The organism is Dehalococcoidia bacterium (genome assembly GCA_035310145.1).
In the GTDB taxonomy this organism is placed as follows: Bacteria; Chloroflexota; Dehalococcoidia; order CAUJGQ01; family CAUJGQ01; genus CALFMN01.
On record DATGEL010000061.1, the window covers coordinates 12,467 to 29,818 of the forward strand.

The window sequence follows — 17,352 nt, forward strand, 5'->3', positions numbered from 1 at the left end:
AGCACAGCCGTTCCAGCATCGCTCACCGGACGTGAGCGACTGACGAAAGATGCGCGGTTCCCGTGACCGCGCATACACAGAGATCGGCAGATTGCGGCAGAGTTGCCAGACCGGCGGCCGCCTCAGCCCAGCCCCAGCGCTCGCTCGATCGCCGCGGCGTCGGCGGGCACATCGTGGCGCAGCGGGGCGATGCGCAGCGCGGCGTCGAGGTCTTTGAGGCCGTTGCCGGTGATCACGCAGACCAGCGTTTGCCCGGCGAAGCGTTGTCCCTCACGCACGAGCCGCAGCAGGCCGGCCACCGGCGCGGCGCTGGCCGGCTCGCCGAAGACGCCCTCCTCCGAAGCCAGCAGCCGCTGCGCCGCGAGGATTTCGTCGTCCGTCACCGCGGTAATGCTGCCGGCCGACTCGTCGCGCGCCCGCACGGCGAGCGGCCAGGAGGCGGGACGGCCGATCTCGATCGCGCTGGCGACGGTCTTCGGCACGTCTACCGGCGTGCCGGAGACGAGCGGTGCGGCGCCGGCCGCCTGGAAGCCGAGCAGGCGCGGGTGCTTCGAGGCGAGGCCGGCCTCGGCGTACTCGCAAAATCCCTGCCAGTAGGCCGAGATATTGCCGGCGTTGCCCACGGGGATGCACAGCGCATCCGGAGCGTCGCCCAGCGTATCGACGATTTCGAACGCCGCCGTCTTCTGACCTTCGAGCCGGTGCGGGTTGACCGAATTGACCAGCGCTATGCCGTGCTTCGCCGTCAGCTCGCGTACCAGTCGCAGCGCGTCGTCGAAGTTGCCCTCGATCGCGAGGATGGTCGAGCCGTAGGCGACGGCCTGGGCGAGCTTGCCCATCGCGATCTTGCCGGCGGGAATGGCGACATAACAGGTGAGCCCGAGGTAGGCGGCGTACGCCGCGGCCGAGGCGCTGGTGTTGCCCGTGGAGGCGCACATAATCGCGCTCGCGCCGGCCTCGGCCGCCTTGGCCACGGCCACCACCATGCCGCGGTCCTTGAACGAGCCGCTGGGGTTGCAGCCTTCCAGCTTGAAGTAGAGCCGCTCGCAGCCGACGCGCTCGACCAGGCGGCGCGATCGCACCAGCGGTGTACTGCCTTCGCCGAGGGTGAAGCGCGGCGTCGCGGGGGTCAGGGGCAGACGGTCGGCGTAGCGGGCGAGCACGCCCTGCTGCTGCTCAGTCATCCGCACGTCGGTAGGCATTGACCTTCAACTCCCTGATCTCGCGTTCCAGCGCCTCGATGCGCTGCTTGCGTTGCTTTTCCGCCAGCGCCTGCACCTGGGCAAAGTACTGCGCGAGATGCAGGCGGTAGGCGGCCAGTTCTTCGTTCAGCTCGCCCACGCGGTCGCGAAAGGCGCGGTCGCGCGCGTCGATCAGCGCGACCGCGCGGGTGTGTTCGTCGATCTGCCCGCGCATACTGTCGTCCGCGGCTTCGACGGCGTTGATCCGCTCCTCGATGCGGCGCAGGTTGGTGCGGTGCAGCTCGAACTTTTCCGCAAACTCGCGGCGCACGTCTTGCTGCTGCGCCACGGCGGCGATCTCTTCCTCCACGCGCTTGATCATCTCGGCGTAGACCTGCAGCCGCTCGCCCTGGGCCGTGTCGATCTTCTGCAGCGCCTCGATCTCGGTGTGCAGCATGGTGAACTCGCCGCTCACGTGCTTGAGCGTGTCGGCCGTGCGTGCGGCGCGCTGATCGACGGCCTCGACGTAGCGCTCGAAGTCGTCGACGCGCTGCTGCACGATCGAGGCGCTCTCCTTGGCGCGGCGGCTGGCCTCTTCCAGCACGTCGAGCCGGCCGGACCAACCCTGCGTCAGCCGCTCCCAGGCCTCGATGCGTTTGAACTGCTCGTTCAATTCGCCGCGGGCGCGGTCGGCGTCCACCTGCTCCTGGCGCGTGACTTCGACCAGCCGCGTTTCCAGCGCCGTTTGGCGGTCTTCGGCGCGCACGATCTTGTCGGCGAGCGTGGTCAGGTTCTCGTCCAGGCGGGGAATGATGCCCAGCTCGGCGGCCAGCGCCTGCGCGACCTCCTCCGAGCGTTGCAGGCGGTGCGTCAGCTCCCAGATCTGCGTCGTCGCCTGCTCGATCTGCTGCAGGCAGCGTCCGATCTGGCTCTTCGACTCGCGCGCCGTGTCTTCGAGCCAGGCGAGCGTGCTGGCGATCTGGGCCGACTGGCGCTCACTGCTGACCATGGGCGTGGTCCTCGACCCGGATCACGTTGCCGATCGCCGCGACCACGGCGAGCTGCCGCAGCTCGCCCAGCGCCTTCTGCATGGACGCCTCGACGGCCTCGTGCGTCATGATCACCAGCTCGGCGGTCTGCGCGGCCTCGTCGGTCTCCTTTTGGATGACCGAGGCGATGCTGATGCCGTAGCCCTCGCCCAGAATACGCGTGATCTGCGCCAGCACGCCCGCCTGGTCGGCGACCTGGATGCGGATGTAGTAGCGCGTGCGCACCGCCTCCATGCCGCGCACCAGGCAGGGCAGATCCCGCACATGCGGGGCCGGCTCGGCGCCGCCCTGCGCCAGCGTGCGCGCCAGGTCGATCACGTCGGCGACGACGGCGCTGGTGGTGGGCATCGAGCCGGCGCCGCGGCCCTGGAAGAGCACGGCGCCGAGCAGATCGCCTTCGAGCTGCACCGCGTTGAAGACGCCGTCGACTTTGGCCAGCGGCGCGTCGGCGGGCACGAAGGCCGGATGCACCCGCGCCTCGAGGCCGCCGTCGCTGCGCCGGCCGATCGCCAGCAGCTTGATCGCGTAGCCCAGCTCCTGCGCGTAGCGGAAGTCGCGCGCGGTGAGCCTGGTGATCCCCTCGCGGTAGACCTGGTCGGGGTGCACCTCCGAGCGGAAGGCGAGGCTGGCGAGGATCGCCAGCTTGTAGGCGGCGTCGATCCCTTCCACGTCGGCCGTCGGGTCCGGCTCCGCGTAGCCGAGGTTCTGGGCGGCGGCGAGCGCGACCGCGAAGTCGCTGCCCTCGTTGCTCATGCGTGTGAGGATGTAGTTGGTCGTGCCGTTGATGATCGCGCGCACGTTGGTTAGCTCGTTGGCGAGCAGGTCGCGCTTGAGCGGCGCGATCAGCGGGATGCCGCCGCCGACACTGGCCTCGTAGAGGATCTCGACGCCGTGCTCATGCGCGAGCGCCAGCAGCCGCGGCCCATGCTTCGCCATCACCTCCTTGCTGGCGGTGACGACGTGCTTGCCCCGTTCGATCGCCTCGGTCATGTACTCCAGCGCCGGATGCTCGCCGCCCATCGCTTCGATCACGATCTGAATCGCGTCGTCGTCGAGGATGCGGCGCGGGTCGGTGGAGATCAGACCGCGGTCGATGCTGGTGCGGCGCGGCTTCGTGCCGTCGCGCACGAGCACGGCACGAAGCCGCAGCGGCCGGCCCACACGGCGGGCGTAAACCTCCGCCCGCTCCGTCAGGATCTCGGCGACGCCGCCGCCCACGGTGCCAAGGCCCATGAGGCCGATGCCGATCGCGCCTTCGCGGGCGCCGTTACGGGGTGCCACCGGGCACCGGCGGCAGCGATGGCGCGGTGGGGACGCCCGCGGGCACTCCGGCCGGCGCGGAAGCGGAGGGCAGTTGCGGGCCGGACTGGCTGCCCGGCACGGCCGGCGCCCCGGGCGCCGCGCCCGGATTGCCGGGCGGCGCCGCCGGCGTCGGCGTGGCCCTGGCCTGGAGCGGCAGGCCCATGTGCTGCACGGCCCAGAGCTGCTTGCCCTGGTCCATGAACGATTTGACGCCGAGTGCCGTCTTCTGGTCGGCCAGCCACTTGTCGCGCTGCGCCGAGGCGATCTGCTGCTTCTGCACGTCGCTGACCGTGTGGCTCGCATCGCGATCGGTGATCGTGAGCAGCACCCAGGTCGGCGTGCTGCTGGAACTGGTCGAGTCGATCTTGATCACGTCGCTCACTTCTCCCGGCGAGAGCTTGCTGGCGACATCTTCGACGTTCGGCGCGCCCAGCGGCGAAACCAGGATGCCGTAGGGCACGGGCGTGAAGTCGAAGGGCCGCGCGTGGCCGTCGCTGGGGCTGGCGATCAGGTCACTGGCGACATCGGTAAAGGCGTCGCCGTTTTCGAGCCGCTGCTGCGCCGCGCGGGCCTTCTCTTCTGAGGTGAAGGTCATCGCCTCGCCTTTGACGGCGAGCGTTTGCGCGGGCACGCCGGCCTTGAAATGGTCGAGCAGCTTGCTCTTGAGCGCGTTGGCGCGGGCGATCTCGCGGAACTGGCCAAGCGAAAGGCCGTCTTTTTGCAGTTGAGCCCGCACGTCGAATTCGTAGACCGCGTAGTCCTTGGGGTCGAGCTTGCCGTTGCTCGTCGGCGCCTGCACAAGCTGGGCCGCGGCGGCGGCGATGTCCTGATCGTCGACGCTGACGCCGAGCGAGGCGGCGCGCTGCAGATAAACCTGCTCCTCTTCGATCGTGTCGGTGACCGCGGTGAGCTTGTTGAAGGCGTCGGCCTGTGTGCCGGGGCCGTTGTTGTCCAACGTCGCTGCCTTCAGCCGGTCGCGGAAGTAGCCGAGGCTCACGTTGTGCTTGCCGACACGCAGCGCCGTGTCACGGGCCGGGCCGATGTTGTCGTTGTAGTAACCGACGCCGACCAACAGCAGCACGAGCAGCCCAATGCCGCCGCCCACCAGCCAGGCGAGGCGGGCGCCCCGATCGTTGTGCTGGTGCGAACGCACCACCGTGCGCGTACGCCCGGCTCTCGCTGCCGGACGCGTGGCGCCGGCGCGGGTTGCCGTCGCGTTGCGGCGCGGGGGCGCGCCCTTCGGGGGGACTGCGGGCTTGTTCTCCACGGTTACCTGCTGCGATCTACTGGCTGCCGCTGCCCGCCGGCAGGACGACCTCCGTGCGACGCCGGCTAGCCGCGCGGCCGGTAAAAGCCGGACTCGCGCATGTGCACGCCGGTGAAGGGCAGCAGCGCGATGTGCCGGGCGCGCTTCAGCGCCACGGTCAGCGTGCGCTGGTGCCTGGAGCAGGTGCCCATTTTGCGGCGCGGCTCGATCTTGCCCCGCTCGGAGATGTAGCGGCCGAGCGTGTTCGTGTCCTTGTAGTCGATCTTATCGATCTTCTTGACGCAGAAGTCGCATACCCGCCGCCGCGGTATGAAGCGCGTTCTGCGCCGCGGTCGTTCGCCGCGCGGCCCGCCGGGTCCACCCGGCCCTCCGGGGGCGGCGCCGGCCGGGCCGCCCGCCGCGGGTGCAGGCGGCGCAGCGCCGGGAAAAGGTTCAGGTTGCGTTGTCACCGTAGCGTACCTCTCATCATCATCGCCTCACGGCGCCATCGTGCTGTGTCAAACGCTGCCGCGGCCGCGCCCGGGGACGGCGCCGGGCGCCGCACACCGCGCACTACTCGAACGGCAGATCGTCGGGGTCGTTGATCTCGCCGTCCATCATCGCGTCGCGGCCGCCGTTGCCAGCGGCAGCGGGCGCGCCCGCGCGATCGAGGAACTGCACGTCCTGCGCCACGACTTCCGTCGTGTAGCGCTTTTGGCCGTCCTGCCCGTCCCACGACCGCGTCTGCAGGCGGCCCTCGACGTAGACGCGCCGGCCCTTTTGCAAGAACTGGTTGCACTGCTCGGCCAGCTTGTTCCAGGTCACCACCCGCACCCACTCGGTCTCTTCGCGGCGTTCGCCGTCGGCCGAGCTGTACTGGCGGCTGACCGCGACGGTGAAGTTCGTGACCGCGCTGCCGTTGGCCGTGAACCGCATCTCCGGGTCGCGGCCGAGGTTGCCGATGATCATCACCTTGTTCAGGCCCGCCATCGCCGGAACTCCTCTCGCTCCCTATCCGTTGCTCGCTGCTGTACTCATCGTCCCGACATCCCGCGGGCTGCCCGCCCGGCGGCCGCCCGTGCGGCCGTCCTGCAAGCCGCGGGCCCTGTCATCGTGCAACCGCACCTCCTGTACTTCCACCGAGCTGCGCGGGGCTATTTCTCGTCCGTGCGCACGATCAGGTGACGGATCACCTCTTCGGAGATGCGCAGGTTCGCCTCCAGCTCGGCCACGCTGGGCGCCGGCAGCTTCAGCTCCGTCACCACGTACGTGCCCTCGGTGAAGCGCTTGATCGGATAGGCCAGCCGCCGCCGGCCCCACTGGTCGACATTGGTGACCTCGCCGCCGCGGTTGGCGATGTAGGTGTTGATCCGCTCGACCGCGGCCGGCACCTCTTCCTCGCCGATCTGCGGACTCAGGATCGTGACCAGCTCGTACTGATGCACCGGGTTTCCCTCCAGGCCGGCGATGCCCGCGCTCGGCGCACCGCCCGTAGAGTATAGCATAACAGCTTTGCGGCATTCCCCCCGGCGGCCTCAGGCAGCGATGCCCGGCACGGGGAAGCGGGCGCACAGCTCCTCGACATCGCCGCGCACGCGCTGCGTCACCGTCGCCTCACCGCCGCTCTGCAACACCTCGAGCATCCAGCCGGCGATGCGGCGCATCTCGGCCACACCCATACCGCGCGTGGTCAGCGCCGGCGTGCCGACGCGGATGCCGCTGGCGATCGTGGGCGGGCGCTGGTCGTAGGGGATCGTGTTCTTGTTGACGGTGATGCCGGCCTCGTCCAGCAGGCGCTCGGCCTTCTTGCCGCTCATGCCGAGGCCGGTGAGGTCGCAGAGCAGCAGGTGCGTGTCTGTGCCGCCGGAGACGATGCGCACGCCGCCGGCCTGCAGGTCCGCTGCCAGGGTGCGGGCGTTCTGCAGCACGGCGAGCTGGTAGTCGCGGAAGGCGGGCCGCATCGCCTCGCCGAAGGCGACGGCCTTGCCGGCGACGACGTGCATTAACGGGCCGCCCTGCAGGCCGGGGAAGACCGCGCGGTCGATCGCCTTGCCCAGCTCGGCCTTGCAGAGGATGAAGGCGCTGCGCGGGCCGCGCAGGGTCTTGTGCGTGGTCGATGTGACGATATCCGACATCGGCACGGGGCTGGGATGCACGCCGGCGGCGACGAGGCCGCTGATGTGCGCCATGTCCACCATCAGCCTGGCGCCAACGTCGTCGGCCACGGCGCGGAACTGGTCGAAGTCGAGCGTGCGTGGGTATGCCGTGGCGCCGGCGACGATCAGCTTCGGCCGGCACTCGCGCGCCGTCTGCGCCAGCGCGGCGAAGTCGATCTGCTCGCTCTCGCGGTCCACACCGTAGGGCACGAAGTTGTAGAGCCGGCCGGAGAAGTTGACGGGAAGGCCGTGCGAAAGGTGCCCGCCCTGCGCGAGGTTGAGGCCCATCGCCGTGTCGCCCGGCTCGAGCACGGCGAAGTAGGCGGCCATGTTCGCCTGGGCGCCGGCATGGGGCTGCACGTTGGCGTACTCGGCGCCGAAAAGCTGCTTCGCCCGGTCGCGCGCCAGGTTCTCGACGATATCGACGAACTCGCAGCCGCCGTAGTAGCGGGCGCCGGGGTAGCCCTCGGCGTACTTGTTGGTGAGCACGGTGCCGACGGCTTCGAGCACGGCCTGGCTGGTGTAGTTTTCAGAGGCGATCATCTCCAGCTTGAAGCGCTGGCGGTGCTCTTCGCTGCGCACGGCGGCGAAGACTTCCGGGTCTTGCTCGGCAAGGCTCTGGCGTGCGTCGACCAACTGCGCCATCGTGGTCGCTCCTGCGGCGCGAGCGCCGGGACAACGAAAAGAGCCACGTCATCGCTGTCGTGGCTCGCGGGACGCATCCCGAAGGCGCCCGGGGCTTGCCCGCTCTCCCGCCGCGCGCCGGCTCCGGGCCGCGATCGATCTGCAAAGACGATAGCCCGCGCCCGGGGTAGTGTCAAACGAGTCTCACGATACCTCGGGCAGGATCAGGCCGTAGCCGCCGTCGTTGCGCTTGTAGAGCAGGCCGTACGTCTTCTCGTCGGCTTTGAAGAAGAGGAAGAAATCGTGGCCGAGCAGATCGGCCTGCTGGATCGCCTCCTCCACGGTCATCGGCTTCATCGGGAAGCGCTTGACGCGGACCACGTCCTCCGGCGAGATCGGCGCGGCCTCGTCGTCGTCATCCGAAACGTCGATCTCCGCCACGGCGGGGTTGGCCGGCTCGCTCACGAGCGAGCGGGTGAAGGAGGTGCGGTCCTTCTGCCGGCGGCGCTGCCGGTAGCGCCGCGCCTGGCGCGCCAGCTTGTCGGCGGCCGCATCGATGGCGGCCTCCAGGTCGCGGGCGCGTTCCTCGGCGCGTACGATGCGGCGGCCGTCGTTGAGCGTGGCCTGCACGATGTAGCGCTGCTCGGCCGCGCGCGTCTCCTCGCGGCGCAGCTCCAGCACCAGCTCCGTGCTCTCCGGAAGGTAGCGGTCAAGCCGCGTGAAGCGCCGCCGCGCATGCGCCTTGATCGGGTCCGGCACCGCCAGCCCCTGACCTTTGAAGGTAAGCTGCATCGTCCCCGCTCCCTGCGGGCCGGGTGTGGCCCGAGTCTGATCAGCCGGCGATGGCGAAGGCGAGGCCGTAGACCGCCTCGGCGCCGGCCTGGAAGAGCACATCGGCGCAGGCGCCGAGCGTGGCGCCCGTGGTGGTGACGTCGTCTACCAGCAGGAGGCGACGCCCTTTGATACGTGTCTCGTCGGCGCAGGCGAAGGCGCCGTAGATGTTGGCCCGCCGCTCCGCCTCGGAAATCGTGCGCGCCTGCGGCGACGTGGCGCGGGTGCGGAGCAGCAGCTCCGGTGCGCAGGTCAGCCCGAGCGCCTGCGCCATGGGCCGCGCCAGCTTTTCGGCCTGGTTGAAGCCGCGCGAGCGCCGGCGCCACGAATGCAGCGGCACGGGCACGACGAGATCGGCGGCAAGGCGCCAGCCCGGCCACGCCGCGGCCAGCAGCGCCGCCATCGGCGCCGCCAGCGCGTACTGCCCGCCGTACTTCACCGCGGTGACCAGCCGGCGCGCGCCACCGCGGTAGACGAAGGGTGCGCGGATCGCCGTGCACTCGCAGCCGTACGCGGAACAGCGCGGGCATTCGCCGGCGGCGTACGCCTGCCAGCAGCGCGTGCAGCGCTTCTCCGCTGCCGCCGGCAACGCGCCGCGGCAGCGCCCGCAGAGGAGGCTGCCGAAGGCGCCGCACACGCCGCAGCGCGCGGGCAGAAGCTGCTCCAGTCCTGCCGCCCAAACGCGCGAAACGGCGGTTGCCAGCGTCATGCGTCGCCGCCCGGCCCGATCGCTTCCGGCGCCCGGCGTCGCGCCGGATCAACGCCGGGAGACCATCCTACTACGCCGCGCTACTGGCCGGGGTCGGGCGTGGGGCTGGCCTGCGGGTTGAACAGGCTCGATGCGGCAAAGACTTGCGAGAGATCAACGGAATCGCCGGCTTGCAGGCCGTTGCGGGCATACCACGTTGCGTTCGCCTCGATCGCCACCTGGTAGGGCGCGGCGGGCGTGTGCGCGTCCAGCGTCTCCGCCTGCATCTCCTGGATGTCCACGATCGTGCCGTTGGCGTCGATGAAGGCGATCGAAAGGGGAATCAGCGTGTCCTTCATCCAGAACGACTCGGTGACCTCTGTGCTCCAGAGAAAGGCCATGCCCTGGTCGTCCGGCATGCTGGGGCGGTTCATCAGGCCCAGCTCGCGCGCCGGCTCCGTGTCGGCGATCTCGACGTAGAGCTGCACCTGCTGCCCGTCCGCCGTCGTGAAGGCCGCCGCCGGCAGGCCGTTCTGCGCGCTCTGCTGCACCGTCGCCGCACGGCGCGCCGGCGTGGCGCTGGCCTGGGCGAAGGCCGCACGGGCAGCGGGCCGGCGACTCTGCGCGTGTGACGAGACGCAGCCGCACAGCGCCAGCATCAGCGCGGCTGCGAGCGCCGCCGCGCGCTGCAGTCGTGAACTCGTGAACGAACCGCTCCAGATCAGTTTCATCACCGCCACCCCACCCCCAATCGCGGCCACGGTATCACAGCCGGCCCCGTCTTCCCGCCGCCGGCCGTCAGGGCGAGCTGCTCAGGTGCAGCACGATCGGCGCCGTGGCATAGACCCAATAGGGCGCGTCGCCGCTCAGCGTCTGGAGGTCGCTGGGCGCGGCCGCGTCGCCGAAGAAGCCGCGCCAGACGGCGCCGGCCGCGTCCCAGCCGAAGAGGCTCCTGGGTGGCGCCGAGAACGCGTTGAGCGCGGCGGCCGGTGGGCCTGCCGGCAGCTCGAGATTGTTCCAGCCGGGCGACAAGGTGAGCGTTGGCGGCGGATCCGTGCCCGTGGGCGTCGTCGTGAAGTCGGCGGCCTCCTGCAGGAAGATCCAGTAGGCGCCGCGCTCCACCAGGAGCTGCAGGTCGCTCGCCGCGGGCGCGGCGGGCAGATAGGCGGACCAGGTCGCCCGCAGCGGATCCCACTGGTAGACGCTGCTGACTTTGCCCTTGAGCGGCGCCAGCGCCGTGTCGATGCGCCGGGTCGGGCCCTCGTACAGCAGGTTGTTCCAGCCCTGCTGCAGGTGCACGGTCCGCGGCGTGGTGGGGCTGCCATGCGGGTCCTTGCCCTTCACCGCCAGCGTCAGCGCACGGTACGCGTTCACGCGGCCGCAGCCGTAGGCCGGATTCCAGCCGTCGGGCACGTCGCAGGTCGAGCTGATCCATTTGACGGTGTTGGCGTTCGTGGCGCCGGGCAGCGCCATCAGCAGCGCCGCGATGCCCGCGACCTGCGGCGCGGCGAACGAGGTGCCGCTGCCGATCGAATATTCGCCGCCGGGGAAGGTGGTGAGGATGCGCTCGCCGGGCGCCGCGACCTTCACCCAGGGACCGAAGTTGGAGAACGAAGACGGCTGGTCGTTCATGTCCGTGGAGGCCACCGCGAGCACGTGCGTATCGGCGGCGGGGAAGACGCCGGCGTTGCAGCCGCCGCCGTTGCCCGCCGAGGCCACCAGCACGGCGCCGTGGTTCCAGGCGTAGCTGATCGCGTCGCGCATCGGCGGCGACTCGGGCGCACCGCAGGCTCCGCTGAAGCTGAAGTTCAGCACATTGGCGCCGTGGTCTACGGCCCAGAGCAGGCCGGTGATGAAGTCGCTCTCCAGCCCCTGGTCGTTCTGCGTCATGCGCACCGGCAGAATCGAGGCGTTCCAGGCGACGCCGGCGATCCCTTCGCGGTTATCGGTCTGCGCGGCGATGATGCCGGCAACGTTGGTGCCGTGGCCCTCCGGGTCCTGCGGCGGTGTGCCCTTGCCGTCTGGAAAGCACCGCCGGTCGGCAATCAGATTGCAGCCGATCGGCAGCAGGTGCCCGGCGAGGTCGGGATGACTCAGGTCCACGCCGGAGTCCAGCACGCCGACGATCACGCTGCTGGCGCCGCGGCTCAGCTCCCAGGCCCAGGGCACCTGCATCGTTTGCAAGGCCCACTGGCGCGCGTAGAGGCGATCGCCGGGCGACAGCGCGGCATGCAGCAGGTGGTCGGCGCCGGCCCAGGCCACGCGCGGGTCGGCGTTGAGCCGTCGCAGCGCCGCGCTCACCGCGCCGCGCCGCGCACGCAGCACCAGCACGCCCGTCTCCGGCAGGGCACGTACCAGGGCGAAGGCGCCGGCGTCGCGCAGCTCGGCCGGATCGAGCGAGCGATCCCGCAGCTTCACCAGCAGCGTGTCCGGCGCGGGCAAGTGGGTCACCTGCGGTTCGGACGGCGGAGACGCGGTGGGGCGCGCCGTGGCGTCGGTGGAGATGCCCAGCAGGAAGCAGGCGACGATGGCGCCCAGGACGAGCGGGAAGCGGAGGCTCACGCCCAACACCCGGACGGCCGCTGCAAGGCCGTCCCACGTTCGCAGACAGCGCTTCAACACCGGCGTTCGGCAGCCTGGAGGGCACCCCTGGCGGCGCCAGGGCCGATTCTGAAGCCGTCCTGGCTGCGCGCGCCGCGTGGCGGGGGGTGGTGCGTGCGCCGCGCGTGCCGCGAGCTACGAATAGACGCGCTCGGCCCGCACCACGCGCCGCTTGTTGTACTCCGCGGAGGCCTGATCGAACGTGCCCTCGCAGGTGATCATGGTAAGCGACTCGACGGGAGTGTCGCCCACAATTTCGTCAACCGGGGCCTTGTCGGCGTCGTACAATTCTGTATCCGTCACGGTGTAGTGCAGCGTGCGCCCGTCCTGCAGCACGAGCTGGATGTCGTCGCCCTTCTCCAGCTTCTTCAGATCCCAGAAGACGCCGGTCTGGTGCGTGTACCAGTCCACGTGGCCGGAGACCAGGGTATTGCCGCCGTGGGTGGGCAGCGGCGAGAAGTCGTAATAGCCGACGTCATCTTTGGTCTTGGGCGAGTCCATCTCGTTTGTGCCCGCGATCAGGCCGATCGTGACGAAGCGGGCATTGACGCTGATCTTGGGGATCACCAGCCGTGCCAGCGGCGAATCGTCCGGCGTCTCCGTCGGCGTCGCCGAGGGCGGGCGCAGGGCGACTTCAGGCGTCGGCTGCGGCGTGCTGACGGCCGCGGCCGGCGTCGTTCCGGGCAGGCTGATGCCGCTGGTTGCGGGCGGATTCGCCGTCTGCGTTGCCGTGGGCGTCTTCGACTTGCTGCCGCTGCTGCAGCCCGCCAGCAACAGCGCGCCCGCGAGCCCCAGCGCCAGGGTTGCGCCGCGCCCGCCGCGTGTGAAAGTGTGCCGTTCGTTCATCTACCGGGGTTCCTCCACCACTGCGACTCGGGTTCCGCCACCCGGCCGGATACCAGCGTGCGCGCCTCCGCCTGATCCAGCTTAGCCCGGCCGCCGCGCGAGAAGGCAAGCGCGCCAATGCCCTGTCGCCGGGCTCAGCCGGCGAACGGAGCAGAGATTTCAGCGCAGCACTAGTGCCCGCTGCCGTCGGCCGGTGGATTCTGGATACCCGCCTCCACCGCAGGCTCGGGACGCGGCGCCGCCTCGGCGGACTGATAGGCGTCCGGGCCGGGCTCCGCGATCGTGAGACCGGTGCGCGTGCCCTGGTCCAAAAGGCGCCACTGCTCCGGCGCTCCCGGCGAGCCGGCGAACTTGCCGATCGAGAAGTCGTGCCCCGAGAGCCCCACGGGGTTGCCGTTCACGTCGGTGAAGGCCGACTGCTGTGTGCTGAAGGCGTACCAGGCGATGTACTGCAGGTAGGTATCCGTGTAGGAGGTTCGGTCGCGCGTGCCCAGCCAGGTGTCGTAGTGATGCCAGGCGCCGGCATACCAGACCTGGTTCGCACCCTCCTGGTAATACGTCACGTGCCAGGTGCCCGAGTTGTCCTGGAAGTTCGGCCGTGCCAGGCCGATCGTCAGCTCGCGCGTCGGCAGCCCCAGCTCGCGCGTGAGCGAGGAGACGAAGTAGGCGTGGGCGATGCAGATGTACTCGCCGCGCCGTGCGCCCGGCACAAGCGAGCCGTTGACGATACGGCCCAGCAGCACCAGGTCTGTCTGCAACTCGCCCGGATCGCCGATACCGAGCACGCCGTTCACGTACCGGTAGATGTTGTCCGCCGCGCGCTGCGGGTCGTTGGGGAAGACGCCGCCGTTGCGGGCGATCTTGATCGCCCAGCGCCGCAGCATCGGATCGTCGGCCGCGTGGAAGTCCTTGTCGCCCTTGAGGTAGTAGTCGTCGACGTCGTCCTCGTTCGCGGGGCGGCCGACGATCGGCAGATACGTCGGGTAGGTAACGGCCCAGATGTTGGGTGGTGGCGCCGTGGGGGCCGGCGCTGGGGGCGTCGCGGGGGCCGGCGCCGCGGGCGTCGCCGTGCGCGGCGCGGCGGTCGCCTGCGCGTAACTGCGTCCGGCCGGCGCGTGGGTGGGCGACGGCGTGGGCGCCACACCGCCCGCGGCGTCCGGCGCGGGTGAGGCCGGCGCGGGACTCGGCGTCGGCGAAGGGATCGGTGTGGGCGGGGCGCCCTGAATCGGCACGGAGAAGCCGGCAGGCTTTAGCAACGAGGTCGTGTACGTGACGCTCTCGCTGCCGCCGCCGGAGACCGGATAGCCGAGCGTCAGCGTCACGTTGTTGGCCAGCGGGATGTTGCTGACGCTCTCGTCGATCAGCGAGGCGAGGTCCGAGTCGTCTTCGTTGACCACGCGCACGTCGGGGATCTCCAGCAGCGCGGGCGCATTGCCGCCCTGGAAATCCCAGCGGTCGCTGTAGAGAAAGGTTCCGCCGATCTTGGCGGAGATGGTGGCCGGCCCCGAGGCGTTGAGCGCCAGCAGGGCGGTGAAGGAGGACGCCGGGGTGATCTGTCCCAGCGCGGGCCGGCCGTCCAGCTCGGTGATCGCGGGGATCACCCGTACGTTGCGCGATGCCGTATCCGTGTGACCCTGGTGGTCCTGCACGGTGAGTTTGATCGTGTAGTCATCGACGCCGCGGTAGAGGTGGGTGGTCTTCGATCCGCCGCTGGGCGTCGTGCCGTCGCCGAAGTCCCAGCTGAAGTTCGCGATGTCGCCCGTTGAGCTGCTGCCGTCGAGGCTGACCGTGCTGCCGATGGTCAGATCGCCGGGATCGGCGATTACGGCGCTGAGGCCGCCCGTCTGCCGCGGCAGCGAGCGCTGCGGCGGCGTCGCCGGCCGCGTGGCGCCCAGCGCCCGCGGCGGGGTGGCCCCCGCCACACCCGTGATCAACACACCGCCAAGGAGGGCGACCGCCGCCACACCGCCCGGCCTGAATACGCCGGACCATCCCCGCATCCGCTCCGTCATGCCACCTGTCCTAGAATTTTGGATCCGTACTGTGACCGCGGCGCCGAAAGTAACACTGCTTCCGGTTTACCCGGCTGTACAATTTCGGTCAAACGCGCGCGGCATCGCGGGGAGATGTGGCACGTCGCTATCACCGTTATCGGCTTGTCTCGTCGGTACAGCTATAGTAGCGTGAGCCCGTGGGAAGCGTGCCGATCCGTTTTGTCGATTATCCGCCCCCGCTGTTCGGACGCGCCCGGTGTGCTGCCTCGGTCTTGCTCTCCATAACGCGGGCGGTCCTGCCACTTTCGCTTGCCGCACCAGCAAGCGAATCCTCACGTGCGGCCGCCGTAGAGGCCGCTCTGCGAAGCCGCGGGCGTTAACTTTCCCGTCCGCCGGACGTTTGAACCTATGGACGGACCACGCGCCGCCGGTCTTCCGCCAGGCGCCGTCGCCGGCGCCAGGCGGGTGGCACCGGACGGCAGCGAGCCCGCCCCGGACGCCCGCACGCCGTCCCAGACCGTGCAGCACGACGAGCGCGAACTGGTTTCACGGGCGCAGTCCGGTGATGCCGTTGCGTTGGGCGCGCTGTACGACACGCATTACCCGCGGGTGTACGGCTACATCCGCTACAAGCTGGGAAACCAGGAAGATGCCGAGGATCTCGCCCAGGAAACGTTCATACGCATGTTGGACGCGCTCGATCGCTACGAACAGCGCGGCGCGCCGTTCCGGGCGTGGCTGATGCAGATCGCGGCCAATCTGGTACGCGACCACTACCGGCGCCGCGGCGCTGCCGGCACACCGATCGGCGTGGACGTGGGCGATCTGGATCTGATCGGCGAGGGCGATCCGGCGGAGACCATGGCCATGCAGTTCGCCTTGGAGGAAGTTACCGGGGCGCTGCCGCTGCTCACCGAGACGGAGCGCGAGATCCTGCTGCTGCGTTACGCGGCCGACCTGAGCATTGCGGAGACGGCGGCGGCGGCGAACAAGACGGAGAACAACGTCAAGCAGTTGACGTTCAAGGCGCTGACGAAGCTGCGCAAGGCGCTGGCGGAGAACGATGCTCGGGCTGAGCGGGCGTAGCCGGGAACGGCGGTTGGCCGAGGCGTTGGCCGCGTCGCTGGACGCGGTGCGCGCCGGCACGGCCTCCGTCGACGACTGCCTGCGCCGCTATCCCGCGTTCGCGGCCGAGCTGGAGCCGCTGCTGCGCACCGCGGCGCGCCTGCAGGTGTTGAGCCGCATCGCGCCGTCCGAGGAGGCGCGGTTCGCCGGGCGCGCCGCGTTCCTGCAGGCCGCGGCGCAGCGCCGCCAGCCCGCGACGATCACGCCGCGACCCGTCGTGCACCGGCGCCCCTGGATCGCCTTCGCGCCGGCCGCCGTCGCGGCCGCGCTGTTCGCGGCGATCGCCATCCCCGTGGTCGGCTCAATGGACACCGGCTCGACGCCCGGTGACTGGAACTACGGCTTCAAGCGGGCCACGGAGCGCATCCGCCTCGCTATCACCACCGATCCGGGCCAGCGCCGGCTGCTGCGCCTCGAGTTTGCCGCGCGGCGGTTGGACGAAATCGAGCGGCTCAACGCTACCGGGCACGTCGCCTCGCAGCGCTCCGACGTGATCGCGGTGATCCATGACTACCAGGCGGACATCGCGCAGGTGACGGCCAGCACGCAGTCCGCCGGAGCGCTGCCCGCCGCGCAAAAGGATCAGTTCGTCAACGTCACCGTCAAGGCGACCGATGTGCTCAGCCAGGTGCAGCAGAGCGTGCCACCCTCCGACCCGGTGAACAGCGCGGCGCAGAACGCGAAGGACGAGACCGGTGCGGCGGCCACGGTGGCGCAGGCGGTACCCACGACCACGCCCAGATCGGCCGGCAACCCGCCGAGCCCGACGCGCTCGCCCGCGACCGCTGCCGTGACCGCCACACAGAACGCCACGCCCGCTACTGTCGTCACCACGCCGCCGCCGACCGCGTCCGCCGCCACACCGCCGCCGGGCACCGGCACGCCGGCCAGCACGGGCACGCCGTCCGGAACCGGCACACCCGCCGCTACGGGGACGGCGAGCGGCACCTCGACCGTCGTGAGCGGGTCGGCCACCGCGGCGCCGACCCCCGTGCCCACGCGCGAGGCGCCGGTGCTGGCGCCAATCCTGCTCACGCCGGCGAACACGGCGGTAAGCCCGGCCGCGAGCACGCCGTCGAGCACGCCTGTGCGCACGCCCAGCCCGCCGCCCGCGAGCAGCACCCCGGCGAGCGCGCCGCCCGCGAGCGGTACGCCGGAGCCGGCGGTGGTGGCGGCGAACCCGGCGCGCACACCGCTGCCCGCGGCGCTGGCGCCGGCCGGCGGTTCGCCGCCGCCCACCACCGCTGCGGAGCCGACGCCGGCTCGTACCTCCACGTCGTCCGTGCCGACTCCGGTTGGCACACGTGCCTCGACGGTGCTGCCGCCCGTCACGGGCAGCACCACGCTCGGCGCCGGCGCGAACGTCTTCAAGTACGCCGGCGAGGCGGCGAGCCTGGATCAGATCACGGCATCGCTGGGCGGCCAGCTCGTCGTCGTCTGGTACGTGAACGCGCAGCAGACGAGCAGCAGTTGGTATCCCGGCACACCCGCGCCGACGATTGGGCCCGGTACGCTGCTCACGATCGTCACGCGCGGCCCCGCCGTGCTGGCGGCGCCGGGCACGCTGCTCTCTGCAGGACGCTGACACGGGCTGCGGCGCGTGTAACCCCCGTCCCTTTCGCACGCATGCACTGGGTTTCGCGAGATCTGCGGCCTTTGGCGGGCGTATGGGAGGGAAAGGGCGACCCGGCGTCGAGCGATCCAGACGG

At 70.5% G+C, this 17,352-nt stretch carries 16 protein-coding genes; 2 read left to right on the forward strand and 14 right to left on the reverse strand.

The window, feature by feature from the left end:
• Nucleotides 1-122: 122 nt before the first annotated feature.
• The 14 genes from thrC to VKV26_12045 form a co-directional block, all read right to left on the reverse strand.
• Nucleotides 123-1,202 (reverse strand): threonine synthase, encoded by a 1,080-nt coding sequence (gene thrC, locus VKV26_11980; GenBank protein ID HLZ70609.1) that lies wholly within the window; start codon nucleotides 1,200-1,202, stop codon nucleotides 123-125.
• Complete coding sequence (locus tag VKV26_11985; GenBank protein HLZ70610.1) at nucleotides 1,177-2,190, reverse strand: hypothetical protein; 1,014 nt, start codon at nucleotides 2,188-2,190, stop codon at nucleotides 1,177-1,179. The genes thrC and VKV26_11985 overlap by 26 nt, the downstream gene beginning before the upstream one ends.
• The gene (locus VKV26_11990; protein HLZ70611.1) at nucleotides 2,177-3,511 is read right to left on the reverse strand and encodes a homoserine dehydrogenase; all 1,335 of its coding nucleotides are present in this window, start codon (nucleotides 3,509-3,511) and stop codon (nucleotides 2,177-2,179) included. Before VKV26_11990 ends, VKV26_11985 begins: the two co-directional genes overlap by 14 nt.
• On the reverse strand, nucleotides 3,498-4,688 hold the full coding sequence (locus VKV26_11995; protein ID HLZ70612.1) for a SurA N-terminal domain-containing protein: 1,191 nt from the start codon (nucleotides 4,686-4,688) through the stop codon (nucleotides 3,498-3,500). The genes VKV26_11990 and VKV26_11995 overlap by 14 nt, the downstream gene beginning before the upstream one ends.
• Nucleotides 4,689-4,864: 176 nt before the next feature.
• Nucleotides 4,865-5,248, reverse strand: coding sequence for a 30S ribosomal protein S18 (rpsR, locus tag VKV26_12000; protein HLZ70613.1), 384 nt, complete (start codon nucleotides 5,246-5,248; stop codon nucleotides 4,865-4,867).
• Between the two features lie 103 nt (nucleotides 5,249-5,351).
• Nucleotides 5,352-5,768: a single-stranded DNA-binding protein gene (locus tag VKV26_12005; GenBank protein HLZ70614.1), complete on the reverse strand. Its 417-nt coding sequence runs from the start codon at nucleotides 5,766-5,768 to the stop codon at nucleotides 5,352-5,354.
• A gap of 164 nt (nucleotides 5,769-5,932) precedes the next feature.
• A complete protein-coding gene (gene rpsF / locus VKV26_12010) occupies nucleotides 5,933-6,223 on the reverse strand; it encodes a 30S ribosomal protein S6 (GenBank protein HLZ70615.1) in 291 nt (96 codons plus the stop codon).
• A 90-nt stretch (nucleotides 6,224-6,313) separates the two neighbouring features.
• Nucleotides 6,314-7,579, reverse strand: a complete 1,266-nt coding sequence (gene glyA, locus VKV26_12015; protein HLZ70616.1) for a serine hydroxymethyltransferase — start codon at nucleotides 7,577-7,579, stop codon at nucleotides 6,314-6,316.
• 183 nt (nucleotides 7,580-7,762) lie between these two features.
• On the reverse strand, nucleotides 7,763-8,350 hold the full coding sequence (raiA, locus tag VKV26_12020; GenBank protein ID HLZ70617.1) for a ribosome-associated translation inhibitor RaiA: 588 nt from the start codon (nucleotides 8,348-8,350) through the stop codon (nucleotides 7,763-7,765).
• A 40-nt stretch (nucleotides 8,351-8,390) separates the two neighbouring features.
• A complete protein-coding gene (locus tag VKV26_12025; GenBank protein ID HLZ70618.1) occupies nucleotides 8,391-9,098 on the reverse strand; it encodes a ComF family protein in 708 nt (235 codons plus the stop codon).
• Nucleotides 9,099-9,178: 80 nt separating this feature from the next.
• Complete coding sequence (locus VKV26_12030; protein ID HLZ70619.1) at nucleotides 9,179-9,808, reverse strand: DUF192 domain-containing protein; 630 nt, start codon at nucleotides 9,806-9,808, stop codon at nucleotides 9,179-9,181.
• A 67-nt stretch (nucleotides 9,809-9,875) separates the two neighbouring features.
• Nucleotides 9,876-11,639: a S8 family serine peptidase gene (locus tag VKV26_12035; protein HLZ70620.1), complete on the reverse strand. Its 1,764-nt coding sequence runs from the start codon at nucleotides 11,637-11,639 to the stop codon at nucleotides 9,876-9,878.
• Between the two features lie 174 nt (nucleotides 11,640-11,813).
• The gene (locus VKV26_12040) at nucleotides 11,814-12,524 is read right to left on the reverse strand and encodes a sortase (GenBank protein HLZ70621.1); all 711 of its coding nucleotides are present in this window, start codon (nucleotides 12,522-12,524) and stop codon (nucleotides 11,814-11,816) included.
• Between the two features lie 170 nt (nucleotides 12,525-12,694).
• Entirely contained in the window at nucleotides 12,695-14,446 is a 1,752-nt protein-coding gene (locus tag VKV26_12045) for a PKD domain-containing protein (GenBank protein HLZ70622.1), read from the reverse strand.
• A gap of 480 nt (nucleotides 14,447-14,926) precedes the next feature.
• On the opposite strand from VKV26_12045, the gene VKV26_12050 reads away from it, so the two are divergent.
• Both VKV26_12050 and VKV26_12055 read left to right on the forward strand, forming a co-directional pair.
• Nucleotides 14,927-15,604 (forward strand): sigma-70 family RNA polymerase sigma factor, encoded by a 678-nt coding sequence (locus VKV26_12050; protein HLZ70623.1) that lies wholly within the window; start codon nucleotides 14,927-14,929, stop codon nucleotides 15,602-15,604.
• Complete coding sequence (locus VKV26_12055; GenBank protein ID HLZ70624.1) at nucleotides 15,582-17,228, forward strand: DUF5667 domain-containing protein; 1,647 nt, start codon at nucleotides 15,582-15,584, stop codon at nucleotides 17,226-17,228. Before VKV26_12050 ends, VKV26_12055 begins: the two co-directional genes overlap by 23 nt.
• Nucleotides 17,229-17,352 lie beyond the last annotated feature (124 nt).